This window comes from Xanthomonas euroxanthea (assembly GCF_903989455.1).
Taxonomy (GTDB): Bacteria; Pseudomonadota; Gammaproteobacteria; order Xanthomonadales; family Xanthomonadaceae; genus Xanthomonas; species Xanthomonas euroxanthea.
Window position 1 is genome coordinate 265,569 of the sequence record NZ_LR861803.1, and the last position, 23,104, is coordinate 288,672.

At 66.7% G+C, this 23,104-nt stretch carries 24 protein-coding genes; 17 read left to right on the top strand and 7 right to left on the bottom strand.

The window, feature by feature from the left end:
- The first annotated feature begins 52 nt into the window (after positions 1-52).
- Positions 53-595, top strand: coding sequence for a hypothetical protein (locus H7A86_RS01070; protein WP_115675627.1), 543 nt, complete (start codon positions 53-55; stop codon positions 593-595).
- A gap of 185 nt (positions 596-780) precedes the next feature.
- On the opposite strand, the gene H7A86_RS01075 is transcribed toward H7A86_RS01070, so the two are convergent.
- The 3 genes from H7A86_RS01075 to H7A86_RS01085 form a co-directional block, all read right to left on the bottom strand.
- Complete coding sequence (locus H7A86_RS01075; RefSeq protein WP_119130138.1) at positions 781-2,046, bottom strand: heme biosynthesis protein HemY; 1,266 nt, start codon at positions 2,044-2,046, stop codon at positions 781-783.
- The gene (locus H7A86_RS01080; protein WP_119130140.1) at positions 2,043-3,023 is read right to left on the bottom strand and encodes a uroporphyrinogen-III C-methyltransferase; all 981 of its coding nucleotides are present in this window, start codon (positions 3,021-3,023) and stop codon (positions 2,043-2,045) included. Before H7A86_RS01080 ends, H7A86_RS01075 begins: the two co-directional genes overlap by 4 nt.
- A 103-nt stretch (positions 3,024-3,126) precedes the next feature.
- Positions 3,127-3,903: a uroporphyrinogen-III synthase gene (locus H7A86_RS01085; RefSeq protein WP_104585426.1), complete on the bottom strand. Its 777-nt coding sequence runs from the start codon at positions 3,901-3,903 to the stop codon at positions 3,127-3,129.
- 210 nt (positions 3,904-4,113) lie between these two features.
- Between H7A86_RS01085 and H7A86_RS01090 the strand changes: the two genes are divergently transcribed.
- The 6 genes from H7A86_RS01090 to H7A86_RS01115 all read left to right on the top strand — a co-directional run bounded on the left by H7A86_RS01090 (position 4,114) and on the right by H7A86_RS01115 (position 8,165).
- A complete protein-coding gene (locus tag H7A86_RS01090) occupies positions 4,114-4,923 on the top strand; it encodes a glycosyltransferase family 25 protein (protein WP_119130142.1) in 810 nt (269 codons plus the stop codon).
- Between the two features lie 140 nt (positions 4,924-5,063).
- Positions 5,064-5,534, top strand: a complete 471-nt coding sequence (locus H7A86_RS01095) for a YiiD C-terminal domain-containing protein (protein ID WP_026064546.1) — start codon at positions 5,064-5,066, stop codon at positions 5,532-5,534.
- Between the two features lie 28 nt (positions 5,535-5,562).
- Positions 5,563-5,985, top strand: a complete 423-nt coding sequence (locus tag H7A86_RS01100; RefSeq protein WP_119130615.1) for a hypothetical protein — start codon at positions 5,563-5,565, stop codon at positions 5,983-5,985.
- A gap of 75 nt (positions 5,986-6,060) precedes the next feature.
- Positions 6,061-6,498, top strand: coding sequence for a rhodanese-like domain-containing protein (locus H7A86_RS01105; RefSeq protein WP_104585420.1), 438 nt, complete (start codon positions 6,061-6,063; stop codon positions 6,496-6,498).
- Positions 6,499-6,608: 110 nt separating this feature from the next.
- Positions 6,609-7,124, top strand: a complete 516-nt coding sequence (gene secB / locus H7A86_RS01110; protein ID WP_006451124.1) for a protein-export chaperone SecB — start codon at positions 6,609-6,611, stop codon at positions 7,122-7,124.
- Between the two features lie 15 nt (positions 7,125-7,139).
- Positions 7,140-8,165, top strand: coding sequence for an NAD(P)H-dependent glycerol-3-phosphate dehydrogenase (locus H7A86_RS01115; RefSeq protein ID WP_104585456.1), 1,026 nt, complete (start codon positions 7,140-7,142; stop codon positions 8,163-8,165).
- 276 nt (positions 8,166-8,441) lie between these two features.
- Here H7A86_RS01115 and H7A86_RS01120 read toward each other — a convergent pair whose 3' ends face one another.
- A complete protein-coding gene (locus H7A86_RS01120) occupies positions 8,442-9,038 on the bottom strand; it encodes an OmpO family porin (protein WP_104585418.1) in 597 nt (198 codons plus the stop codon).
- A gap of 364 nt (positions 9,039-9,402) precedes the next feature.
- On the opposite strand from H7A86_RS01120, the gene poxB reads away from it, so the two are divergent.
- From poxB to H7A86_RS01150, 6 genes are all read left to right on the top strand, one after another.
- The gene (gene poxB / locus H7A86_RS01125) at positions 9,403-11,112 is read left to right on the top strand and encodes a ubiquinone-dependent pyruvate dehydrogenase (RefSeq protein WP_180708110.1); all 1,710 of its coding nucleotides are present in this window, start codon (positions 9,403-9,405) and stop codon (positions 11,110-11,112) included.
- A 46-nt stretch (positions 11,113-11,158) separates the two neighbouring features.
- On the top strand, positions 11,159-12,601 hold the full coding sequence (locus tag H7A86_RS01130; RefSeq protein ID WP_119130145.1) for a sensor histidine kinase: 1,443 nt from the start codon (positions 11,159-11,161) through the stop codon (positions 12,599-12,601).
- Positions 12,586-13,923: a sigma-54-dependent transcriptional regulator gene (locus H7A86_RS01135; protein WP_119130147.1), complete on the top strand. Its 1,338-nt coding sequence runs from the start codon at positions 12,586-12,588 to the stop codon at positions 13,921-13,923. Before H7A86_RS01130 ends, H7A86_RS01135 begins: the two co-directional genes overlap by 16 nt.
- 446 nt (positions 13,924-14,369) lie before the next feature.
- Positions 14,370-15,167, top strand: a complete 798-nt coding sequence (locus tag H7A86_RS01140; RefSeq protein ID WP_104585410.1) for a hypothetical protein — start codon at positions 14,370-14,372, stop codon at positions 15,165-15,167.
- Positions 15,168-15,303: 136 nt separating this feature from the next.
- Positions 15,304-15,918: a hypothetical protein gene (locus H7A86_RS01145; RefSeq protein WP_119130149.1), complete on the top strand. Its 615-nt coding sequence runs from the start codon at positions 15,304-15,306 to the stop codon at positions 15,916-15,918.
- Positions 15,919-16,022: 104 nt separating this feature from the next.
- Positions 16,023-17,237 (top strand): MFS transporter, encoded by a 1,215-nt coding sequence (locus H7A86_RS01150; protein WP_104649620.1) that lies wholly within the window; start codon positions 16,023-16,025, stop codon positions 17,235-17,237.
- A 166-nt stretch (positions 17,238-17,403) separates the two neighbouring features.
- Here H7A86_RS01150 and H7A86_RS01155 read toward each other — a convergent pair whose 3' ends face one another.
- Positions 17,404-17,880: a tRNA (cytidine(34)-2'-O)-methyltransferase gene (locus H7A86_RS01155; protein ID WP_104585404.1), complete on the bottom strand. Its 477-nt coding sequence runs from the start codon at positions 17,878-17,880 to the stop codon at positions 17,404-17,406.
- A 25-nt stretch (positions 17,881-17,905) separates the two neighbouring features.
- A complete protein-coding gene (locus H7A86_RS01160) occupies positions 17,906-18,367 on the bottom strand; it encodes an XAC0231 family protein (RefSeq protein ID WP_119130151.1) in 462 nt (153 codons plus the stop codon).
- Positions 18,368-18,764: 397 nt separating this feature from the next.
- On the opposite strand from H7A86_RS01160, the gene H7A86_RS01165 reads away from it, so the two are divergent.
- The 4 genes from H7A86_RS01165 (at position 18,765) to H7A86_RS01180 (ending at position 22,481) form a co-directional block, all read left to right on the top strand.
- Positions 18,765-19,085 carry a DUF4156 domain-containing protein gene (locus H7A86_RS01165; protein WP_119130153.1) on the top strand — a complete coding sequence of 107 codons (321 nt, stop codon included), beginning with the start codon at positions 18,765-18,767 and terminating at the stop codon, positions 19,083-19,085.
- Positions 19,086-19,186: 101 nt separating this feature from the next.
- A complete protein-coding gene (locus tag H7A86_RS01170) occupies positions 19,187-20,203 on the top strand; it encodes a 3-oxoacyl-ACP synthase III (RefSeq protein ID WP_016903994.1) in 1,017 nt (338 codons plus the stop codon).
- A gap of 87 nt (positions 20,204-20,290) precedes the next feature.
- The gene (gene fic, locus H7A86_RS01175) at positions 20,291-21,430 is read left to right on the top strand and encodes a protein adenylyltransferase Fic (RefSeq protein WP_180707994.1); all 1,140 of its coding nucleotides are present in this window, start codon (positions 20,291-20,293) and stop codon (positions 21,428-21,430) included.
- 148 nt (positions 21,431-21,578) lie between these two features.
- Positions 21,579-22,481 (top strand): alpha/beta fold hydrolase, encoded by a 903-nt coding sequence (locus tag H7A86_RS01180; protein WP_119130157.1) that lies wholly within the window; start codon positions 21,579-21,581, stop codon positions 22,479-22,481.
- A gap of 156 nt (positions 22,482-22,637) precedes the next feature.
- On the opposite strand, the gene H7A86_RS01185 is transcribed toward H7A86_RS01180, so the two are convergent.
- Positions 22,638-23,021, bottom strand: coding sequence for a YkgJ family cysteine cluster protein (locus H7A86_RS01185; RefSeq protein ID WP_104585398.1), 384 nt, complete (start codon positions 23,019-23,021; stop codon positions 22,638-22,640).
- Positions 23,022-23,104 lie beyond the last annotated feature (83 nt).

Genomic DNA, 23,104 nt, shown 5'->3' on the forward strand with positions numbered 1-23,104 from the left:
TCCCCAATCCCCAACCTCCAACCTCCAACCTCCAACCTGCAAGGACGCATGGATGTCGAACGTTGATGCACGCGAACCACCCACGCTCTACCTGCCTCCGGCGCACGGTGCCGTGTGGCGCGAGGGCGATGTGCTGGTGTGCACGCCGGGCGCCGACCTGCCGCCACGTTGCGTCAAGTGCAATGCGCCGGCCGACACTTCGCCGCGCCGCTACATCTTCCACTGGCATCATCCGGCGATCTATCTGGCGCTGCTGATGGGCGTACTGCCGTATCTGATCCTGGCCCTGGTGCTACGCAAGCGCAGCGCGCATGTGGTGACCTTGTGCCTGCAGCATGAGCGGCGCCGGGTGCGCTATGCCGTCATCACCAGAGCGTCGGTCTTGCCATTGCTGGCAGGTGGTCTGGTGCTGGATGGCGCGATCGGCTGGCTGGCCGGCGCTGGCGTGATGGCGGTCATGCTGTTGATCGGCAGACTGGGGTCGCGTGTCTTGTCGCCGCACTCGGTCGACGATGCGCAGTCGCGTTTCCTGGGCGCCTGCGATGCGTTCTTGCACGAGTTGCCGGCGCCACCCCGGCGCGCACGCGATTGGTAATTTGTGGCGGTGCGCCTGCACACGCCTTCAGAGCGGTTGTGCGTCGCGCTCCTGCAGATCTCCCGGCCAGCCGGTAAACCTGCGTGGCGGTTCTCGCGTGCAGACGCGGACAAAGCAAAAGCCCCGGACAGGCCGGGGCTTTGCTTTGTCCGCGCAGCGTTGCCGCAGCGATCAGACCCCAGCGATCAAGGCAGGCGATCGTCCGGTGCGAGCGGGTCGGCCGGCGGCGTTGGGTATGCCGATACGATCGGCCCGCGCAGCGACTGCTGCGGCAGGCCCTCGTGCACCGGCTCGCCGCGTGCGGCGCGCAGGGCATTGGCGTAGCAATGCTGCGCGGACAGCAGGTCGCCCGCGGCGGCAAAGCCGTGGCCGAGTTCTTCCCAGGCCTCGCTGCCCGCGCCATTGGCGACCGCGCGATGCAGGAACTCTTCGGCCTGCGACCACTGCTGCTGGTGCCGCGCCAGACGCGCCAGGGTCAGCAACAGGCCAGGGCTGTCCGGGTACTGAGTCAGCCAACGCTGTGCACTGGCGCGGCGTGAATCGTATTTTTCCAATGGCAGCACGCCGTACAGACGCACCAGCGATTCGTCCCACTGCGCGTCCAGCGCCTGTTCCAGGCTATGCACCGCCGCATCGTCCCAGTGCAGCACCGCCGCGCGCTGTGCGTAGGCGCCCACCACCGCGGGATAGGTGCGCAGCGGCTTGGGCAGCGCTTCCCAGCGTTCGGCCAGCGCATTGGCATCGCCGGCCTGCAACAGCGTCTGCTCGGCCAGCGTGGCTTCCAGTGCGTTGTAGGCCTCCGGTGCCAGCACCGCCTGCTGACGCAATGCGCCGAGCTGACCGTAGGCCTCGTCGGCACGGCCGATCTGTGCCAGGGCGTGCGTGCGCAGCAGCAGGCCGCGCGCCGGCAGTGGCTGCGCGCTGGCATGATCGAGCGCGTTGATCGCCTCGACCGGGCGTTGCCGCGCCAGATGCCGCTCGCCCTGCAGCAGCGCGTGCGCGGTGGGGTCGCGCTCGGCCAATTGCTGGGCCAGTGCATTGGCCGCCACCTCATCGCCGCGGGCATCGGCAACGCGCACTGCACTGGCCAGGGCGATGCCGCTGACGTCGGCATCCTCGCTGGCGTTGACGAGCAGGCGCTCGGCACGCTGCCACTGGCCATGATCGGCTGCGCGCAGGCCTTCGATCAGGCGGGCGCGGCCTTTCTTGCGGCGATACTTGCCCCAGACCCGGAACGGCAGGCTGACCAGCGTCCACGCCAGCCATAGCACCAGCAGCGCAATGACCAGGATCAGCAACGCCTGCGGCATGGCGGCGCGATAGTCGTTGCCGCCGACGCTCACCACCACGTTGCCCAGGTCATAACTGGTCTGATGCGAGAGCCATTGCGCACCGAGCACGCCCAGCGCCACGGCAACCAACAGGATCAAGACGGTACGCAACACTTTCATTGGGTGGATCTCCCTTCACGCATGGCCTGCAGTTGCAGCAGGGTGGTGCCCAGTTCCGGCAGGTGCGGACGCAGTGGCGCTTGTTGCAGTGCGCGCAGGCGCGTACGCGCCTGGCGACGTTGTGGCGAATCCGGCCACAGCCGGGTGGTCCAGGTATCCACGCGCCGCAGCGATTGCGCAAAACCGGCGGCATCGCCGCGCTCGGCCGCGGCGCGGGCCAGGCTGACTTCGATCTGCAGGGCGTCGCGCGCGGCGTGGCGGTCGGCGCCGGTGGTCAGCAGCGCATCGACACGGCTGGGACGGATGTCCACCAGCGGCGCGAGCGCTTTCTGCCACCACGGTCGCGCGGCCTCGCTGTCGGTGGCGGTCTGCTCGGGCAGGCGCTGCAGGTCGCCGGCCAACTGATCCAGCGTTTGACCAGCCTGAGCCTGCGGACCGGCGCCCAGGCGATCCAGGGCGTCGCGTTCCTGCACCAGCGCCTGGCGCAGATTGAGATAGCCGGGATCGTCGACGCCATTGAGTGCGGCATTGGCCAGCGCATAGGCACGGCGCGCGCCATCGGCATCGCCGGCGATGCTCAGCCGCTGCTGGCCAAGCCGCAGCAGCAGCTCCACCTCATCCAGCCGCAGCGCCTGTGCACCATGGCGGTTGGGATCGGCGAGCTTTTGCACGGTTTCCTCGAGCAGGGCGCTGCGCTGGCTCAGGCCAAGCATCTCGTCGCGCAGCACGCGGTTGGTGGCTGCCGCATCCGCCAGGCGTTCGTTGGCCAGGCGTTGGTCACGGCGCAGCATCTCCAGCATCTGCTGTGCGCCATCCCAGCGCTGTTGCTGCGCCTGGGCGGCCTGCAGCTGCGTGCCTTGGTAGTCCCGCCACGCGCGCCAACCGAACAACAGCGCCACGCCCACGGCGGCCAGCGCGAGGACGAGCAGCAGCCATGCCAGGGGAAAGCGTCGCGTGGAAGCGGGCAGTTCGGTCATTCGTCCATCCTCGCGCGGTCACGACGGGTGCAGGTGCCGCCATCATCTGCCACAGCATGGCGTGCAGCGGCAGACACCCGCAAGCCGTGCTCGTGTTCGAAGTTCAGCAAGGTCGCGATGGTGTCACGATCGCGGCGGCAGCCGCAGCCAATTGCTCGGGCAAGGGCCCTGCGGCGCGCACCACCTGATGGAAGCCGGCGGCGTGTGCGGATTCCCGCATGCGTTCGCTGGACGCCACCACCGGGCGTTGCCGCAACGCGTCGATCAGCGCTGTCGGCAATTGCTGCAGCACCAACGTCAGCGCCTCGGCACTGCTCAGCGCCAAGACACATTCCGGCAGCGCATCGGCCAGCGCCTGCACTGACGAGGCGCGCAGGCGCAGCGCCACGCGTTGATAGACATCGGCGCGCAGGATGCGGGCGCCACGTTGCTCCAGGGCCGGCGCCAGCATGCCGCGCCCCCCGGGGGCGGTGATCAGCCCGACGGCCTGCAGCGGTTGCCGGAACAACGGCAACGCGAGCAGGCCCTCGCTGTCCATGCGCGTCGGACGTATCACCGTGTCGATGCCGCAGGCCTGCAGCGCGCGCGCGGTGCCATCGCCCACGCTGACCCAGTGCGCCTGCGCCGGCCGTTGCAGCGGCGCCAGGCGATGCGCCGCATGCACCGCGGCCGGGCTGGTGAACACCGCGATCGGCGCGTGCAAGGCTTGCCGCAATGCGGCCAGTGCCTGTGGGGTGTGGTTGGTCTGCAGCCGCCACGGCGACAGTGCCAGCAACCGTCCGCCGTGCCGCGCGGCGGCGCGGCGCAGTGGGGCGTGCTCACCGCTGGGCCGCAGCGAGATCAAGGTCCAGGCGTCGGCAGCGGGGGCGGGAGATGTCATCCAGTGATTATGCGAGAGCAATGAGGTATCGGGGCAGCTGTCGCGCGTTGCGGTGGCGCCGACGACGCGTTGATCCTGGCGCGTTGTCCGGCCTTGCGTGCCTGCCCGGCGCGATGCCTGCGTTTCTGCGGCCAGAACCTCGTCCCCGTGTCTGTGCCACTGATCGCTTCCGCCCACGCTCCGCCACGACGATCGAGCTGGAGTGGCGCCGTGATCAAGTCCTACCTCATCAACATGCAGCGCAGCGGTGACCGCCTGCAGGCGATGGCGACGCGGTTCCAGGCGCTGGGCCTGCCGTTCGAGCGGATTGCCGCGGTCGATGGCGCCACCCTGACGCCTGCGCAGATTGCCAACTTCGCACGCGCGCGGCCGCTGGAAGGCTCCGGGGACGCATTCAGCACCGGCCCGCGCAAGTGGACCGCCTCCAACATCGGCTGCTTCCTGAGCCATCAGGCCGCGTGGCGCATCGCAGCCGACTCCGACGACGCCTACACCGCGATCTTCGAAGACGACATGCATCTGTCCGACGCGCTGCCGGCGCTGCTGCGCAGCAGCGCGTGGCTGCCGGGCGGCAACAGCATCGTGCGGCTGGAACCGTCCTACAACCGCATCAAGCTCGACGCCAAGGTCGCCGAAGTCGGCGGGCGGCAGCTGCGCCTGGTGCGTCCCTCGCCCCATCAACACTGCTGGCCGGTCTGCGCCGGGGCGTTGCTCCTCAGCCGCGAGGCGGCGCGCCTGCTGCTGGCGGCCGATGTGCGCTGGCACACCATGGCCGACATCTTCCTGTTCGGCTGGAACGAATCGCCGGTCGCACAGCAACTGTCCACCTATCAGCTGTCGCCGGCCGCGTGCATCCAGGACAAGTTCTTCCACGCCGCTCCGGAGCAGATCGTGTTCACCAGCACCATCGATGCGCCGTTGACGCAGGCGCAAAAGCAGCGCAGTGCGCAGTGGAAGGCCAGGGCCACCGCATTGCTGCGGGTGGCGCAGGGCTACCGCAAGGTCGTGTTCGCGCCCTGAGCGGCGCGATAGCGAAGGCGTGCAACGAGACGGCGCTGAACGTGTTTTACCATGCGGTACCGCATGTCATTCCAGTGCACAAGACGCTCGCGGAACATTGCGGCATGATGCCGCCCTTCGCCGTCTTCCAGCCTTTGCCGATGACTCCTTCGTGCACGCTCGCATCCGCCCTGCAGTCGCTGCAGCAACAGTTCATCGCCATGCCGCCGGTCCTGTCGATGGGCATTGCCGTGGACGGCCTGCATGACGGCGCGTTGCGCTTGCGTGCGCCGCTGCAGGCCAACGTCAACGACAAGGCCAATGCGTTCGGCGGCAGCCTGGCGTCGTTGATGACGCTGGCCAGCTGGGGCTGGCTGACGCTGCAGCTGCAACTGGCCGGGCACAGCGCCGATGTCTACGTGGCCGACAGCCAGCTGCGCTATGTCGCCCCGGTCTACGAAGACCTGGTGGCCAATGCCGAGCCGTCCGAACTCGGCAGCTGGGAGGCGTTCCTGGCGACCTTCCGGCAGCGCGGCAAGGCGCGCATCGGCATGCGTGCGCAGATCGCGCTGGGTTCCGGCGCGGCGGCGGCCACCTTGAGCGGGCGCTTCGTGGCGTTTCCAAAACGGTAGGATGCGCGCTGGACTTGGGGGAATGCGCATGCGTGCAGTGATCGGGGCAATGCTGTTGCTCGGGCTGACGATGGTCAGCGGGGTGGTGTCTGCCGGCAGCCGTGCCCAGGCACGCGCGCTGGAAACCACCCAGGCCGCCTACACGGCCGCCGTGCGCTGGAGCGATTTCGATGCCGCGCAGGGCTTTGTCGAACCGACCTATGCCCAGGCGCATCCGCTCAGCGACCTGGAACGCTCGCGCTACGAACAGGTGCAGATCTCCGGCTACCGCGAGCTGCGGGTGGGCGAAGACGTCAACGGCGACCTGCGCCGCGAGGTCGAGCTACGGGTGATCAACCGCAATACCCAGGCCGAACGGCTGGTGCGCAGCATCGAGCTGTGGCGCTGGGACGCCGAGCACAAACGCTGGTGGCTGGCCAGCGGCCTGCCCGATCTGTGGCAGGGCCAATAGCCCGTGCCGAGGGCGCTGGCCGGCGCGCGCGCCAGCTGTGCGACAATTCCCGCCCGCTTGACTGACCCTGACCCCGTGAATTTCGAAGAGCTGCAGGCCTTTGTCGGCCGCAACCCCATGTTGTCGCTGGCCCTGGTGGGCCTGACCATCGCCCTGATCGTCACCGAGGTCGCGCGCCTGTTCCGTGGGTACCGCGCACTCAAGCCGGCCGAGCTGACCCGCCTGATCAACAGCGAGAACGCGCTGGTGATCGACCTGTCGCCCACCGCCGACTTCGAAAAAGGCCATATCGCCGGCAGCCGCAACGTGGCGCTGGCCAAGTTCGACCCGGCCGGCAAGCTGCTCGCCAACGCCAAGGCATCGCCGGTGGTGGTGGTGTGCCGCAACGGCAATGCCTCCGCAGGCGCGGCCAAGACGCTGAAGAAAGCCGGTTTCGAGCAGGTCTACTGGCTCGAGGGCGGCGTGGCCGCCTGGCAGATCGCCGAGCTGCCGCTGGTCAAGGGCCGCGCCTGACCGCATCTTGTGAGGCGCCGGGCAAGTCCCCATTGCTGGCGTGAGAGACTTGCACTTTCACGTCTGCATCATTCAACGCTGCATCCACCGAACCGTTTCTGGAGTTAGGAATGTCCGACGAAATCATCAACGGCGCGGTTGCGCCGGCCGACGCCGCTGCTGGCCCCGCTTTCACCATCGAGAAGATTTACGTCAAGGACGTTTCCTTCGAATCGCCGAACGCGCCGGCTGTCTTCAATGACGCCAACCAGCCCGAGCTGCAGCTGAACCTCAACCAGAAGGTGCAGCGCCTCAACGACAACGCCTTCGAAGTCGTGCTGGCCGTGACCCTGACCTGCACCGCCGGTGGCAAGACCGCCTACGTGGCCGAAGTGCAGCAGGCCGGCGTGTTCGGCCTGGTCGGCCTGGAGCCGCAGGCGATCGACGTGCTGCTCGGTACCCAGTGCCCGAACATCCTGTTCCCGTATGTGCGTACCCTGGTCAGCGACCTGATCCAGGCAGGCGGCTTCCCGCCGTTCTACCTGCAGCCGATCAACTTCGAAGCGCTGTATGCAGAGACCCTGCGCCAGCGTTCGCAGGGCGAAGGCACCTCGCTGGCCGATTCCGAGCCGGCTGGCAACGCCTAAGCCTTGCGTGCGCCGATGAGCGATTCGACGCAGAAGATCGCCGTTCTCGGCGCCGGCTCTTGGGGCACGGCCCTGGCCGCGCTGCTCGCCAGACACGGTCACCCGACCGTGCTCTGGGGACGCGATGCGGCGATGGTGGATGCCATCGACCGCCGTCATGAAAACGTACGCTATCTGCCGGGCATTGCCTTGCCCGACAGCCTGCGCGCGACCACCGACCTGCAGCTGGCCATTGCCGATGCCGGCTGGATCCTGGTCGTGGTGCCTTCGCATGCGTTCACCGAGACGATCCGGTTGATCGCACCGTTGCGTCCGGCCGGTGCCGGCGTGGCGTGGGCGACCAAGGGCTTCGAGCCCGGCTCGGGGCGGTTCCTGCACGAAGTGGCGCGCGACATCCTCGGCCCCAGCGTTCCGCTGGCCGTGGTGACCGGGCCGTCCTTCGCCAAGGAAGTCACGCTCGGCCTGCCGACCGCCATCACCGTGCACGGCGACGATGCGGCGTTTGCGCAGGTCGTGGCCGATGCCATGCATGGCCCCACCTTCCGCGCCTACACCGGCGATGACATGGTGGGCGCCGAGCTTGGTGGCGCGATGAAGAACGTGCTGGCCGTGGCCACCGGTGTGGCCGATGGCATGCAGCTGGGCCTCAACGCACGTGCCGGCCTGATCACGCGCGGCTTGAACGAGATGCTGCGGCTGGCGGCGGCGATCGGCGCGCGTCCGGAAACCTTGATGGGTCTGGCTGGCCTGGGCGACCTGGTGCTGACCTGCACCGGCGATCTGTCGCGTAACCGACGGCTGGGATTGGCACTGGGACGCGGACAGAGCCTGAGCGATGCCATCCGCGAGATCGGCCAGGTGGTGGAATCGGTGCAGACCGCCGACGAAGTCATGCGCCAGGCCGAGCATCACGGCATCGAGCTGCCGATCTCCAACGCCGTGCGTGCGGTGCTGCATGGCGAGATCACCCCGGAAGCAGGCTTGAAGGAATTGCTGGCACGCGAGCGCAAGCCCGAATACCCGCAGACCTTGTTCACCTGATTGCGGCATGGCGCGTTGGCGCGCATTGCACGGACATCAACAAAAAGCCCGGCAATGCCGGGCTTTTTGTTGATGCGGATCGCAACGACTGGCGGGAAGACGAACAGCCTGAGCGCGAGGTTCCATGCGCCTGCAGGACCCGCATTACCCACCACCGCCGTGCAGCGATGCGCATCGTATCGCCAACCGATCGCCCAAAAGAAAGAAGCCCGGTCGGGGGACCGGGCTTCCAATGCAACGCGGGAGAGAGAGTCGCGTTGCAGTCAAACGTGCGGCTTACCAGCTGAAGCGCGGGCCGACCGACCATTCCTTGTTGCCGTCGCCATCCATGCGGATGTCGCCGTTGATGCCCCAGTTCTGGTTCAACTTGACCTGGGCGCCGAGGCGGCCGTAGAAGTTGTCGCCGATGTCGATGCCGCGCTTCTTGGAGAAGTCTTCGTAGCCAGCCAGGGCGTAGACTTCGAAGTGCTCGCCGAAGGCATTACGCAGGCCGGCTTCAACGCTGTAACCGTCGAAGCTGATGTTCGGGGTGTCCAGGTCCAGCTTGCGGTAGGCAACGCGGGCAATGAAGTCGGTGCTGGTGGCGATCTCCTGGTTGTAACCCACGCCGACGCCCCACTGCTGGAAGTCGGAGTTGGAGCTTTCGAACACGTTGTCGTTGTCGTCAGCGTTCTGCTTGCTGTAATCGCCGAACACGTGGAAGTTCGGAGCGACGGCGTAGGACGCCTTCACGCCCCAACCATCCGCATCGCGGCCTTCGGTCGGGGTGCGCACATAGTCGCCTTCGACGAAGTTGTAGGAGAGGTTTTCAGCAGCGGAGGCCGCAAACGGCAGGGCTGCGAGAAGGCCGAGGGCCAGCAGTGAATTCTTCATGATCGATACCTGTACTTATGGTTTGGGCCGGCGCTGAGGCGGATGCCGTTCGCTGCCGAGATGTAAATTCTCCGTTATTCGATGGAACGCGGCCTGAATTTTGAACTGACTGGTGCGTAAATCATCGCGCCCGGTTCAGCTGCGCTTCCTTGTCATCAAAACGCAATGCGCGCAGCGCACGTACAAAGCGTGATGCATTGGTGGTTACCTCGCGTCGATGTGACGCGCATGTCTAGAAGCAGCTGTTTTTCAGTGATGTTTGCCGCGTTTGCGGCCTGCAAGCACATTGTGCTGACGCCGTGGCTGGGAGCATGCCAGGCTTGTCGAACAAGCGTGGAGCTGCATCGTGGCGAAGAAAAAGACGTTGGCGCGGTTTCTGGCCGAGACGCTGCAGAGCGCGGGGGTGGAGCGGATCTGGGGGTTGACCGGCGACAGCCTCAACGGCCTGACCGATGCCCTGCGCGAGATGCAGACGATCGAGTGGATGCATGTGCGCCATGAAGAGGTGGCCGCGTTTGCCGCCGGCGCCGAGGCGGCGGTGACCGGCAAGCTGGCGGTCTGTGCGGGGAGCTGCGGGCCGGGCAACCTGCACCTGATCAACGGGCTGTTCGATTGCCATCGCAGCCGCCAGCCGGTGCTGGCGATCGCCGCGCATATTCCCTCGTCCGAGATCGGGCTGAACTATTTTCAAGAGACGCATCCGCAGGAACTGTTCCGCGAGTGCAGTCATTTCGTGGAGTTGGTGACCAACCCGGCGCAGCTCCCGGAAGTGCTGCACCGCGCGATGCGTGCGGCCATCCTGCAGCAAGGTGTGGCAGTGGTGGTGATCCCCGGCGATATCGCGCTGCTGGAAGTGGACAAGCACCTCCCCACGGCCTGGCCGCCACTGCGCCAGCCGCGCGTGCTGCCGGCCGCCGAAGATGTGCAGCAGCTGGCCGAACTGCTGCAGCGCAGCGAAGCAGTCACGCTGCTGTGCGGCAGCGGTTGCGCGGGTGCGCACGATGCGGTGGTGGCATTGGCCGACACCCTGGGCGCGCCGATCGTGCATGCCTTGCGCGGCAAGGAACATGTGGAGTGGGAGAACCCGTTCGATGTCGGCATGACCGGCCTGATCGGGTTCAGCTCCGGCTACCACGCGATGCTCAACTGCGACACCTTGATCATGCTGGGTACGGACTTCCCGTATCGGCAGTTCTACCCGAAGAACGCGACCATCGTGCAGGTGGATCGCGACCCGGGCGCGCTGGGACGGCGCACGCCATTGCAGCTGGGCATTGCCGCAGATGTCGGCGAAACCATCGCCGCCTTGCTGCCGCAGTTGCAGCGGCGCGAAAAACGCGACTTCCTGGACAAGTCGCTGGCGCACTATCGCAAGGCGCGCGAAGGGCTGGACGATCTGGCGGTGCCGGCCGATCCGGGCGAGCCGCTGCATCCGCAATTCGTGGCGCGCATGATCAGCCAGATCGCCGACCAGGATGCGGTGTTCACCTGCGATGTCGGCACGCCGACGGTGTGGGCCGCGCGCTACCTGCGCATGAACGGACAACGCCGCTTGCTGGGTTCGTTCAACCACGGTTCGATGGCCAATGCGATGCCGCAGGCGCTGGGTGCACAGTCGGCATATCCGGGCCGTCAGGTGATTGCGCTGTCCGGTGATGGCGGCTTTGCAATGCTGATGGGCGATTTCATCTCGCTGGCGCAGCTGCGCCTGCCGGTGAAGATCGTGGTGTTCAACAATGCCTCGCTTGGCTTCGTGGCGATGGAGATGAAGGCTGCCGGCTATCTGGATACCGGCACCGAGCTGCGTAATCCGGACTTCGCTGCGATGAGCAATGCGATGGGCATCCTGGGTATCCGCGTCGATGAGTCCGCGCAACTGGAGCGCGCATTGCGGCAGGCCTTCGCGCATTCCGGCCCGGCGCTGGTGGATGTGCGCATCGCCACGCAGGAACTGGCAGTGCCGCCGGCCATCAAGCTGGAACAGGCCAAAGGCATGGGCCTGTATCTGCTCAAGGCAGTGATGAGCGGGCGCGGCGATGAAGTGATCGATCTGGTCAAGACCAACATGCGCTGACACAGTGGCAGCGCTCTGAAACTGCACGTCTTTACCGGACCCTCGCATGCCACGTTCGTTGTTGCGCCAGTTGCTGCTGATCTGGGTGGTGATCCTGGCTGCCTGCGTGGGCGTGGCCACGATGCTGTATGGCCTGTACCGACAGACCGAAGGCGTGCGCCTGGACGAGGCGCGCCAGCAGTTGACCGCGCAGTGCACGCGCATCGTGCAGCGCTACGCCGGCGCGAGCGAGGCGGCGCGCAGCGGTGACAACGGCGCCGGGCTGGCTGCAGTGGTGGTGCAACTGGTGCTGGCCGATGCGCCCGGTGTGGAGGGCGGGGTGTGGAATCTCGACAAGGGATTCGTTGCCTACGCCTATCCCACCTACGACGGCAGCGATCACAAGACCGACATCCCGGCGGCCGAGTGGACCACGATCGTCAGCACTGCACGGCAGAGTGCGGTGGGCAACAAGGCCGTGGAGTTTCGTCGCGACGGCAGCCGTGAAGTGGTGTTGATCAGCGCCTGCCCGTTGGCCGCCGGCACCGCGGCATGGACCATGTCGCGGGTGCCGGCGAGCACCTCCGATGCCTGGCGGCCATTGGTGATCGGCATGCTGCTGATCTTCGCCATGGTGGCGGTGTCGGCGATCGCGCTGGGCGTGGTGGTGCGGCGCTGGAGCCAGCGCCTGCAGCGCATCCAGCAGGCGCTGGCCGCCGATAGCGAACTTCCGCAGATTCCGGTCACCGGTGCCCCCGAACTGGACCGGCTGGGCGCTGCGGTGAGCGATTACGCACAGCGCAATGCGCAGGCCCTGGCGCAGACACGGCGGCTGGCCGAGGAGCTGGCACGGCACGAGCGGCTGGCCGCGCTCGGGCGCCTGACCGCCACGGTGGCACACGAGATTCGCAACCCCATCGCCACGATGCGCCTGGCGGTGGAGAACGACATCGCCATGCGCCAGGGCACGCCGGACGATGCCGCACACGGCGAGCTGATGCTGGGGCAGATCCGTCGCCTGGACGGGGTGGTCGAAAGCCTGCTCGGCATGGTGCAGCCGATCCGCCTGCAGCTGGAAACGGTGGTGGTGCAGGACTGGCTGGCGACCTTTTTCGATCCGGCCTTGCGCCCACCAGGCGCGCCTGCGCCCCGGTTGCGTGCCCCGGACACGCCGCTGCAGTGGACGTTCGACCCACAGCAGCTCGGGCGCGCCGTGCACAATCTGCTGCGCAACGCGCTGCAGCACGCCGATGCCGGCAGCACGGTGACACTGGAGGCCAGCGCCAGCGATGGGTTGCTGCAGCTACAGGTGAGCAATCGTGGCGCGGCCATCGCCGAGACCATCGCGGCGCAGCTGTTCGAGCCGTTCGTCAGCGGCCGCAGCGACGGCAATGGCCTGGGGCTTGCGCTGGTGCGTGAGATCGCCCGCGCGCATGGCGGGCAGGTGCGTTACGCACACGCCGACGGCATGACCCATTTCATCCTGGAGCTGCCATGGCGCGCATCCTGATCATCGACGACGACGCGGCGTTCCTGGCCACCTTGCAGGCAACGCTGCGCTCGCTCGGGCATACGGTGATCGCGGTCGATAACGGCGCCGATGGATTGATGCGCCTGCGCGAGGGCGGCATCGCGCTGGCGTTCGTGGACTTCCGCATGCCCGGGATGGACGGGATCCAGGTGCTGCGTGCGCGTGCAGACGATCCGCGCGCGCGCCAGGTGCCGCTGGTGATGCTCACCGCGTACGCGTCCAGCGGCAACACCATCGAGGCGATGACGCTGGGTGCATTCGATCATCTGGTCAAGCCGGTGGGGCGTGCCGATATCGTCGAGGTGGTGGAGCGTGCATTGGCAAGTCGCGCCGATGGACACACCGATGCCGAAGCCAGCGAACCACCCGACGACGATGGCCTGGTCGGCCACAGCCCGGCCATGCGCAACGTGCATAAACGCATCGGGCTGGCGGCGGCTTCCGATCTGCCGGTGTTGATCACCGGCGAAACCGGTACCGGCAAGGAACTGGTCGCGCGCGCCCTGCATCGCGCCAGTGCGCGCGCAGCGGCGGCATTCGTTGCGGTCAATTGCGCGGCGATTCCGTTGGAGTTGATGGAAAGCGAATTGTTCGGCCATCGCAAGGGCGCCTTTTCCGGGGCGACCAGCGACCGCATCGGCCTGATTCGCGAAGCCGATGGCGGCACCTTGTTTCTGGACGAGATCGGCGACATGCCGCTGCCGATGCAGGCCAAGTTGTTGCGCTTCCTGCAGGAAGGCGAGGTGACGCCGCTGGGCGGGCGCGGCGCGCAGAAGGTGGATGTGCGCGTACTGGCGGCCACGCACCGCGATCTGGCCGCGTGGGTGGCCGCAGGGCAGTTCCGCAGCGATCTGCGTTATCGCCTGAATGTGGTGCCGATCGAACTGCCGCCGCTGCGCGAGCGCGGGCAGGACATCGTGCTGCTCGCGCAGTATTTCCTGCGTACCGGCGACGGCGCGGCGCGTGCGTTGTCGGCGGATGCGCAAGCGCGGCTGCTGGCCTACCCGTGGCCCGGCAACGTGCGCGAGCTGCGCAATGTCATGCAACGCAGCCAGCTGCTGGTGCGCGGCCACAGCATCGTTGCCGCGGATCTGGACGACGCGCTCGATCACAGTGCCGAGCAACCCCCGACGACCGCGCCGCTGCAAGGCACCCTGCCCGAGGCAATGGCGCGGCTGGAGAAGCAGATGATCCAGGACGCACTGGCGCACAGCAGCGGCAACCGCGCCGAAGCCGCGCGCCGGCTCGGCATCCATCGCCAGCTGCTGTACCGCAAGCTCGATGAGTACGGCTTGCAGTAGTCGCGGCGATCAGGCCAACGCCATGTGTGCAGGATGACGCGTTGGTCACCACGCAGGAAGCGCACAGCAGCACGCGCACTTGTTGTCGCGCGCACTGCTGCTGGTTGCTTGCCGCCGCTGCCACTTGCAGCATTGGCCAAGGGCATTCCACCAGCAAACAGTCAAACGGTGCAGCCGAAAGTGCAGCACCACACGTGTGAAATCCAGCCCTGACATCCGCACGCGCGCGCCGCCGTCGACCGTGTCCAACACGTTCTTGCCCTGCAGAGTCGACGCACACCCCTGGCTACAAAGTGTCTGCAAAGCGGACAGCGGTGTATGAAACGCAGACGCCTGTCCGTAAGCGTGCACCTGCAAACCCCTTGTAAAACAACGGATTCGACGTTGGCACGATTGCTGCTTTATCTCCAGGGCGAGCGGCATCCCTGCCGCGTTGGAGACATCGCATGATTCGTCAGACCGCACTTGCTTTCGCGCTGGCCTGCAGCGTGGCGACCGCCGCCGCGCAGGCTCCCACGCCGCCTGCGGCACCGGTGGCACCGCGTGCGCCGGTCGGCACGCCACCGCCGGCACCGCCGCTGCCGCCCGCACCGCCTGCCCCGCTGGCCGCCACGCCGGTACGCATCACCGGCACGGTCGAGCGTTTCATGCTCAATCCCAACGGCGAGGTCGATGGCCTGTGGTTGCGCGATGGCACCCAGGTGGCGTTTGCGCCGCATCTGTCCGGGCAATTGCAGGAAGCGGTGCGCCGTGGCGATACGGTGAGCGTGCAGGGCTATCGCCTGGGCAGCCTGCCGGTGCTGCGCGCCAGCAGCATCCGTTCCAATCGTGGAGGGCGTGAGGTGGTCGATCGCCCACCAACCGCCGCCATGCCGCCAGCGCCCCCGGCACCTGCCGCGTTGACGCCGTTACAGGCGGAAGGCCGCATCGAGCGGCTGGTCTACGGCCCGGGTGGCGAGACCAATGGTGCATTGCTCAGCGATGGCACGCTGGTGCGAATGCCGCCGCACCTGGCACTGCAGTTCGGCGATCTGCTGCGGGCCGGCGCGCCGTTGAGCGTGAGCGGGTTCGGGGTGGCCACCGCCAACGGCCGCGCCATCGAAGCCACGCAACTGGGCCGCGATCGCGCCTCGCAGCGCGCGTTGTTCAGCCCACCGCGCCCGGACGGCCCGGTGCCGCCCGCACCACCGGCGCCGCCTGTCCCGCCGGCCGCACCGCCAGCGCCAGCTCCGGCGCCGCGTTGATTCACGGCGTCGCCGTCCACGCGGTGGCGCGTACCTCCGTTGCGCTTTCCTTTATGCGCCTTCCGCCACGTGTCATGCGTGGCGGCGGGCGCGGCTTGCCGGCAGTGGCCGGTCCTTCCTTCTCTGGAGTTTTTTCATGCATTGGGTCGATCCTGATTTCCTCCCCGAAACCCGCGGCACGCTGGCGCGCTTTCTGCTCAACCCCAAGGCCGATATCGACGGCCTGCTGCTGACCGACGGCACCGAGGTGTACACGCCGCCGCATCTGTCCGCCGCCTTGCTCAAGGCGCTCAAGCCCGGCAGCACCTTGACCGTGCGTGGCCTCAAGCCGCGCGATGTGGACATGCTGGTGGCCCTGGCGATCGATCCGGAAGGCGGCAAACGCATCGTCGATGACGGCCCGCACGGGCCGCACGCCAAGCCCAAGCCCAAACCGCCCGCCGGCAAGCCGCCCAAGCCGCAGCTCAGCCAGCACAGCGGCACCATCGCGCGCTTGCTGCATGGCCCGCATGGGCAGGTGCATGGCGTATTGCTGGACGACGAGGTCACGGTGCGGTTTCCGCCGCACGCCGGTGCGGACTTCGCCAAACAACTGGTGGTCGGAAAGACGCTGGTGGCCGAAGGCGATACCAGGACAACCCCGCACGGCGTGCTGATCCACGCGCATGCGCTGGGCACCAAGGCCGCGTCGCTGAAGCAGATCGAGCATCCGCATGGCCCGGGTGCGCATAAGCCGAAGCCGAAGCACTAGCAGTACGCAATGCGACTGCCGCGTTGGCGCGATGCGATCGGCATCGGGTTGCCCATGCAGCCCAGCGCGCGCAGTCGCCGTTCATCGTTTCGTGGAGAGTGCCGATGCGCATGAGCACACCGCGTCCCCGTGGCAGCCGCGCACTGGAGGCGCTGCATTTCAGCGTGGCCGACGTGCAGGACGGGCTGGGGCCGTTTCTCAGCGTATTCCTGCAATCCAGGGGCTGGTCGGTGGCGGCGATCGGCACGGTGATGAGTGTGGGCGGCATCGCCGGCATGCTTGCCACCACCCCGGCCGGTGCACTGGTCGACACCACCCGGCGCAAGCGCGCCGTGGTGGTGGTTGGCTGCCTGGCGATCCTGCTGGCCACGGCGCTGATCTGGCTGCACCCGACGTCCTCCGGCGTGGTCACCGCGCAGATCGTTTCGGCATTGGCGGCAGCCGGTATTGGCCCTGCGCTCACCGGCATCACCCTGGGCCTGGTGCACGCGCGCGGGTTCGATCATCAACTGGCGCGCAATCAGGTTGCCAACCACGCCGGCAACATGCTGGCCGCAGTGCTGGCCGGCTGGCTGGGGTGGCGTTTCGGGTTTGCGGCGGTGTTCGTGCTCACCGCCGCCTTCGGCGTGCTGGCGATCGCGGCGGTGCTGCTGATTCCGTCTGCGGCCATCGACCACCGCGCCGCGCGCGGCCTGGGCCAGGCCGATGGCGCGGACAGCCTCAGCGGCTGGCGGGTGTTGTTGACCTGCCGACCGCTGGCCTTGCTGGCCATCACCCTGGGGTTGTTCCACCTGGGCAATGCGGCGATGTTGCCGCTCTACGGCATGGCCATCGTGGCTGCGCATGCAGGCGATGCGAACGCGCTGACGGCCACCACCATCGTGGTCGCGCAGGCCACGATGGTGGTGGTGGCATTGTTGGCGATGCGCTGGATCCGCGTGCACGGGCATTGGTGGGTGCTGCTGGTGGCCTTCATGGCCTTGCCACTGCGTGCGCTGGTGGCGGCGTCGCTGATCCAGGGCTGGGGCGTGTTTCCGGTGCAGATCCTCGACGGACTCGGCGCCGGCCTGCAGGCCGTGGTGGTGCCTGCGCTGGTGGCGCGATTGCTGCAGGGCACCGGGCGCGTGAATGTCGGCCAGGGCGCGGTGATGACGGTGCAGGGCGTGGGCGCGGCGCTGAGCCCGGCCCTGGGTGGCTGGCTGGCGCATGCCTTCGGCTATCGCATCGCGTTTCTGGCGCTGGGCGGCATCGCCGTGCTGGCGGTGGCGTTGTGGGCAGGCTGCCGTGGCATGCTGCAGGCAGCAACCGATGCCGGGTGATGCAGTGAGGCGTTGGCACGGGCACCGCGCGGCAAGCAAACCGCAACGCCCGGGGCGGTCATGCGCGTGGAGCATGCGCCGGACGCTGGACCGACGTATGCGGCATGCAGCGCGTCGGCAGCGGACGGACGGATTCCCCGTCAGGCAGCCGTCCGCATCGCCGCGGCTATCTGCCGCCGCTGAAGTCCCACTGGCGCCAGGCTTCGAACACCATCACCGCAACGGTGTTGGACAGATTGAGGCTGCGGTTGTCCGGGCGCATCGGCAGGCGCAGCCGGTGCTGCGGCGGGATCGACTCCAGTACGTCGGCGGGCAGGCCGCGGGTTTCCGGGCCGAACAGGAAGGCATCCCCATCGGCAAACTGCGGTGCGTCGTAACGCACGGTGCTGCGCGTACTCAGTGCAAACACGCGCTTGGGCGCGATCGCGGCCAGGGCGGTGGGCAGGTCGGCATGTACCTGCAGGGTGGCGTATTCGTGATAGTCCAGGCCGGCGCGTTTGAGCTGCTTGTCGCTGAGGTCGAAGCCGAGCGGCTCGATCAGGTGCAGGCGCGCGCCGGTGTTGGCGCACAGGCGAATCACATTGCCCGTATTGGGCGGAATTTCCGGTTGGAACAGGATGACATCGAGGACGGGGGCTGACATGCGCGCAGTGTAGCTGCGCGCATGCTCAAAGGCTGATGGCGGCGTTGACCAGCGCTTCCAGTTCGACCGGCGCCGGCTGCAGCTGCGGCACCGGCAGGTTGACGATGACCTGGCCCATCAGCGCGCCGATGGCAGCGGCAGCCTGGCCGGAGGTGCTCTGCGCGGTGGCAGCGGTGCTGCGGGTCACCAGTGCGGCGCGCTGGTCGGCCGACGGACGCACCTGCACCGCAGCGAGGGTGACGACGCGCGGGCCGGCCTGTTCGGCGGCCAAGGCGGCCAGCTGATCGGCGGACGGACGCACCTGCACGGCGGCCAGGGTGCGGATGGCGCTGGTGCGTTCCAGCGTCTGCTGGGCAAGCTGGTCGGCCGATGGGCGCACCTGCACGGTGTCCAGCGTGGTCAGGCTGCCGGCCTGGGCGAAACCGGCCAGGGTGGTGCCGGCAAGCAGGGCGGCGGAGAGGGCGATGCGCAGGGTCTGGGTCTTCATGGCGAGGTCTCTTGGTGTGGGTAGTCAGTGGTGTGGTAGTAAGGTAGTACACCGTTCCGGTAAGCGCAACGACTTTCGTGGCGCGATTTTATTTATTCAGCTTGCAGTCATTTTCAGTCGTCGAGACAACTGGCTTCGTTGCCTGCCCATGACATGGAGCAAGCAACGTGCCAATGGCAGATCATTGTTTTGCAAGGGATTTGCGCGCGGAGGCCGTGTCCGCGTCCGGACACCCGGACGTGTGTGCGGGCGGCGGACACCGCTGGAATCGAGAAAACACGACGATCGGGTCGACGTTCAGTGCGCTGAACGAGTGGCGTGCGGCCATGCGGCGCAACCCGATCGCCGGCCGGCAACTGCGGCACAATCCGGCTTCCTCCTCAGGGGTCTACGACTTATGCGCGTGCTGATGCTGTCTGTTCTGGTTGCCGCCACCACCGCGGCCTGCACCTGGGTGCCCATCGAACAAAGCGGCAAAAACGTGCAGGTGCTGCCCGCAGGCCCTGTGCCAGCTGGCTGTCAGCAGCAGGGCGAAGTGGTGGTGTCGGTCAAGAGCAAGGTCGGCTTCTACAACCGCAACCCGTTGCGGGTGCAGGAAGAGCTGGAAACGCTGGCACGCAACGAGGCGCCGGGCGCCAATGCCAACACGATCCAGGCGCAGGGTCAGCCGGCCGATGGCAGCCAGCGTTTCAATGCCTTCCGCTGCCCGCCGCGCTGAACCGTTGGGCTGGGGCGCGGCTGCTGCAATTGTAAAGATGCGGTAAAACGAGCCAGCGGCTAGACTAGCGCCCCCTCGCCTGACGCCATGGCGCTACTTCGATGCTCTTCCAGAATGTCTCCATCGCGGGACTGGCGCATATTGATGCGCCGCACACGCTGACTTCCAAGGAAATCAACGAGCGCCTGCAACCGACCTACGACCGCCTCGGGATTCGGACCGACGTGTTGGGCGACGTTGCGGGTATCCATGCACGGCGCTTGTGGGACCAGGATGTCCAGGCCTCGGACGCCGCCACCCAGGCTGCACGCAAGGCACTGCTCGACGCCGGCATCGGCATCGAGAAGATCGGCCTGCTGGTCAACACCTCGGTGAGCCGCGACTACCTGGAGCCGTCCACGGCCTCCATCGTGTCCGGCAACCTCGGGGTCGGCGATCACTGCGTCACCTTCGACGTGGCCAACGCCTGCCTCGCCTTCATCAACGGCATGGACATCGCCGCCCGCATGCTCGAGCGCGGCGAGATCGACTACGCGCTGGTCGTCGACGGTGAAACCGCCAACCTGGTGTACGAGAAGACCCTCGAGCGCATGACCTCGCCCGACGTCACCGAAGAAGAGTTCCGCAACGAGCTCGCTGCGTTGACCCTGGGTTGCGGCGCCGCGGCCATGGTGATGGCGCGCACCGAGCTGGTGCCCGACGCGCCGCGCTACAAGGGTGGCGTGACCCGGTCGGCCACCGAGTGGAACAAGCTGTGCCGCGGCAACCTGGACCGCATGGTCACCGACACCCGCCTGTTGCTGATCGAAGGCATAAAGCTGGCACAGAAGACCTTCCTGGCCGCCAAGCAGGCGATGGGCTGGGCAGTGGACGAGCTGGACCAGTTCGTCATCCACCAGGTCAGCCGCCCGCATACCGCTTCATTCGTGAAGTCGTTCGGCATCGATCCGGCCAAGGTCATGACCATCTTCGGCGAACACGGCAACATCGGGCCGGCTTCGGTACCGATCGTGCTTAGCAAGCTCAAGGAACTCGGCCGCCTGAAGAAGGGCGACCGCATCGCGTTGATGGGGATTGGTTCTGGCCTGAACTGCTCGATGGCGGAAGTGGTCTGGTAAGTTGCAACATGTGACGTGTTAAAAAAAATGGATTTTTAGTACACGTCATTGCATCATGTTCGCTCTTGCAACATGACCGGTGTAGGCATGGACGACGCGCTGGTGTTTAATCCCGAGCAGCCCTACAACGCGCTCCCGCCGCTTCCTCCGGCGGGAGACATCGAAACGCGCGCCTTGCTCAAGGCCTGCATCGTGGCGCGCACTGCGTTGGCCGAGCTGAAGCAGGCCACCGCATTGCTGCCAAATCCGGCAGTGCTGATCAATACGATCCCGATCCTGGAAGCACAGGCGAGTTCGGAGATCGAAAACATCGTCACCACCACGGATGACTTGTTCCGTTATGCAGACGATCAGGAGCGCGCCCAGAATCCGGCGACCAAGGAAGCCCTGCGTTACCGTAGCGCGCTCTACGAAGGGTTCCAGTCGCTGCAGCAGCGACCGCTATGTACAGAAACCGCCGTGGTGGTGTGCAGCCGCATTAAAGCTGTGCAAATGCAGATCCGTCGCGTGCCCGGGACTGCGCTGGCCAACGATCAGATCCAGCAGATCATCTATACCCCTCCCGTCGGCGAGACATTGCTGCGCGACAAGCTGGCCAATTGGGAGCGTTTTATTCATGAATGCACCGATATCGATCCATTGATCCGGATGGCGGTCGCGCACTATCAATTCGAAGCGATCCACCCGTTCACCGATGGCAACGGGCGTACCGGACGTGTATTGAATCTGCTGATGCTGATCGAGCAAGGCCTGCTCAATGTCCCCGTCCTGTACTTGTCGCGCTACATCATTCGCCATCGCAGCGACTACTATCGACTGCTGCTGGATGTCACCCGGTACGGTCGCTGGGCCGAGTGGATTCAGTACATGCTTGCCGCCGTTGCAGAGACAGCTGCGTGGACGACGGCGAAGATCCAGGCGATCCGAGGATTGGAGACGCGGGCGCGTGATCATGTGCGCGAACACGCCCCCAAGGCCTACAGCCGCGAACTTGTCGAAGTGGTCTTCAATCAGCCCTATTGCCGCATCCAGAATGTCGTGGACGTGATGGGCGTGACTCGGCAGACCGCTGCACGCCATCTAAAGGAACTGGTGACCATCGGTGTGCTGCAAGAGCAGCGGCTGGGCAAGGAAAAACTGTTCCTGCACCCTGCATTCCTGAAACTTCTGTCCGGCGATGGTCATCAACTACCGCCTTATCCAATGCCTTCGACGGAAGCGCGATGAAGCCTGTAATTGATCCAGGTAGCCGTCTTGCGCGCAGTGGGTTGAGCATGTCGCAGCGTGGCGACCACTATGATGTCCAATCTCTACGCACGGCAGGCCAACGCTTGCGCCATGTGCGCTCTCTCGAATCGAATCGGATGCGTTTGGCATGAACTACCCCGGCTATCCCTTCACTCCCCAGCGCCTTGAGGTGCGCCCCGGCATTGCGATGTCGTATCTGGACGAAGGTCCGCGCGATGGCGAGGTGGTCGTGATGCTGCACGGCAATCCGTCGTGGAGCTACCTGTGGCGGAATCTGGTGAGCGGCCTGTCGGACCGTTACCGCTGCATCGTGCCGGACCATATCGGCATGGGGCTGTCCGACAAGCCGGACGATGCGCCCGACGCGCAGCCACGTTACGACTACACGCTGCAGTCGCGCGTGGACGACCTGGACACGCTGTTGCGGCATCTGGGCATCACCGGCCCGGTCACGCTGGCGGTACACGACTGGGGCGGCATGATCGGGTTCGGCTGGGCGTTGTCGCATCATGCGCAGGTCAAGCGGCTAATGATCACCAATACCGCTGCGTTCCCGTTGCCGCCGGAAAAGCCGATGCCGTGGCAGATCGCGATGGGCCGGCATTGGGGCCCGGGCGAGTGGTTCATCCGCACGTTCAATGCGTTTTCCTCCGGTGCGTCCTGGTTCGGCGTGTCGCGGCGGATGCCGGCCGATGTACGCCGTGCGTATGTGGCGCCCTACAACAATTGGCGCAACCGCATCTCCACCATTCGCTTCATGCAGGATATTCCGCTGTCGCCGGCCGACCAGGCCTGGTCGCTGCTGGAGCGCTCGGCGCAGGCATTGCCCGCGTTCGCCGACCGGCCGGCGTTTATCGCCTGGGGATTGCGCGACATCTGCTTCGACAAGCACTTCCTGGCCGGCTTTCGCAAGGCATTGCCGAACGCCGAAGTCACCGCGTTCGACGATGCCAATCACTACGTGCTGGAAGACAAGCACGAAGTGCTGGTGCCGGCGATCCGTGCGTTCCTGGAGCGCAATCCGCTCTGACCCGGTCACCAGGATGCCGCGGGCGCCCGGCAGGTAGGTGCGGGCACGCGCCGGGGCTGGAGTAGGTCAGTGGCCAGGCCGATGCCGGGCATCGGCCGCGTCGCGTGCGGTGCCGCGCGCCGTAGACAGACGTGCATGCACCCGCAGCGATAGTCGCTACAGCGGCGGCAGCGGATTGCGCTGGGCATCGTCCACGCCCAGCCAATCGGCTTCGGTCAGTGCATGCAGGCCGTGCGCCAACCGGGATTTGTCGCATTGCGCGCTGCGCTGGCCAAACTCCAGCGAGGCCGGTACGGCGGCGCAGGAGGAGGGCCGGCGATCATGGATGCTGCAGCGGCTGTAGCGGCCGATGTCTGCGTCCAGCGCGATGCAGCGCGGCTGTGATTGCGACGTGCCGCGCATGACCCGCTCGTGCGTGCGCAGCGCATCGGTCAGCTCGATCGGCACCCTGCCGCCCAATGCCGGGTCGGCTTCGCTCCAGTGGAAACTGACGCGGAAGTAGGCGCAGCAGGCGCCGCAGGTAAGGCAGGGATGTGCCATGGAATGCCGGGCCTTGCGCGGCAAAACAACGTGGAGAGCGCGGCATTCTGACCGAACCACGGCGCGATACAAGTGGCGCATCG

Bases quoted from the DNA above. Each gene is read 5' to 3' on its own strand.
- H7A86_RS01070 (WP_115675627.1), top strand. From the start codon at position 53: ATGTCGAACGTTGATGCACGCGAACCACCCACGCTCTACCTGCCTCCG.
- H7A86_RS01075 (WP_119130138.1), bottom strand. From the start codon at position 2,046: ATGAAAGTGTTGCGTACCGTCTTGATCCTGTTGGTTGCCGTGGCGCTG.
- H7A86_RS01080 (WP_119130140.1), bottom strand. From the start codon at position 3,023: ATGACCGAACTGCCCGCTTCCACGCGACGCTTTCCCCTGGCATGGCTG.
- H7A86_RS01085 (WP_104585426.1), bottom strand. From the start codon at position 3,903: ATGACATCTCCCGCCCCCGCTGCCGACGCCTGGACCTTGATCTCGCTG.
- H7A86_RS01095 (WP_026064546.1), top strand. From the start codon at position 5,064: ATGACTCCTTCGTGCACGCTCGCATCCGCCCTGCAGTCGCTGCAGCAA.
- H7A86_RS01100 (WP_119130615.1), top strand. From the start codon at position 5,563: ATGCGTGCAGTGATCGGGGCAATGCTGTTGCTCGGGCTGACGATGGTC.
- secB (WP_006451124.1), top strand. From the start codon at position 6,609: ATGTCCGACGAAATCATCAACGGCGCGGTTGCGCCGGCCGACGCCGCT.
- H7A86_RS01115 (WP_104585456.1), top strand. From the start codon at position 7,140: ATGAGCGATTCGACGCAGAAGATCGCCGTTCTCGGCGCCGGCTCTTGG.
- H7A86_RS01120 (WP_104585418.1), bottom strand. From the start codon at position 9,038: ATGAAGAATTCACTGCTGGCCCTCGGCCTTCTCGCAGCCCTGCCGTTT.
- H7A86_RS01130 (WP_119130145.1), top strand. From the start codon at position 11,159: ATGCCACGTTCGTTGTTGCGCCAGTTGCTGCTGATCTGGGTGGTGATC.
- H7A86_RS01135 (WP_119130147.1), top strand. From the start codon at position 12,586: ATGGCGCGCATCCTGATCATCGACGACGACGCGGCGTTCCTGGCCACC.
- H7A86_RS01140 (WP_104585410.1), top strand. From the start codon at position 14,370: ATGATTCGTCAGACCGCACTTGCTTTCGCGCTGGCCTGCAGCGTGGCG.
- H7A86_RS01145 (WP_119130149.1), top strand. From the start codon at position 15,304: ATGCATTGGGTCGATCCTGATTTCCTCCCCGAAACCCGCGGCACGCTG.
- H7A86_RS01150 (WP_104649620.1), top strand. From the start codon at position 16,023: ATGCGCATGAGCACACCGCGTCCCCGTGGCAGCCGCGCACTGGAGGCG.
- H7A86_RS01155 (WP_104585404.1), bottom strand. From the start codon at position 17,880: ATGTCAGCCCCCGTCCTCGATGTCATCCTGTTCCAACCGGAAATTCCG.
- H7A86_RS01160 (WP_119130151.1), bottom strand. From the start codon at position 18,367: ATGAAGACCCAGACCCTGCGCATCGCCCTCTCCGCCGCCCTGCTTGCC.
- H7A86_RS01165 (WP_119130153.1), top strand. From the start codon at position 18,765: ATGCGCGTGCTGATGCTGTCTGTTCTGGTTGCCGCCACCACCGCGGCC.
- H7A86_RS01170 (WP_016903994.1), top strand. From the start codon at position 19,187: ATGCTCTTCCAGAATGTCTCCATCGCGGGACTGGCGCATATTGATGCG.
- fic (WP_180707994.1), top strand. From the start codon at position 20,291: ATGGACGACGCGCTGGTGTTTAATCCCGAGCAGCCCTACAACGCGCTC.
- H7A86_RS01180 (WP_119130157.1), top strand. From the start codon at position 21,579: ATGAACTACCCCGGCTATCCCTTCACTCCCCAGCGCCTTGAGGTGCGC.
- H7A86_RS01185 (WP_104585398.1), bottom strand. From the start codon at position 23,021: ATGGCACATCCCTGCCTTACCTGCGGCGCCTGCTGCGCCTACTTCCGC.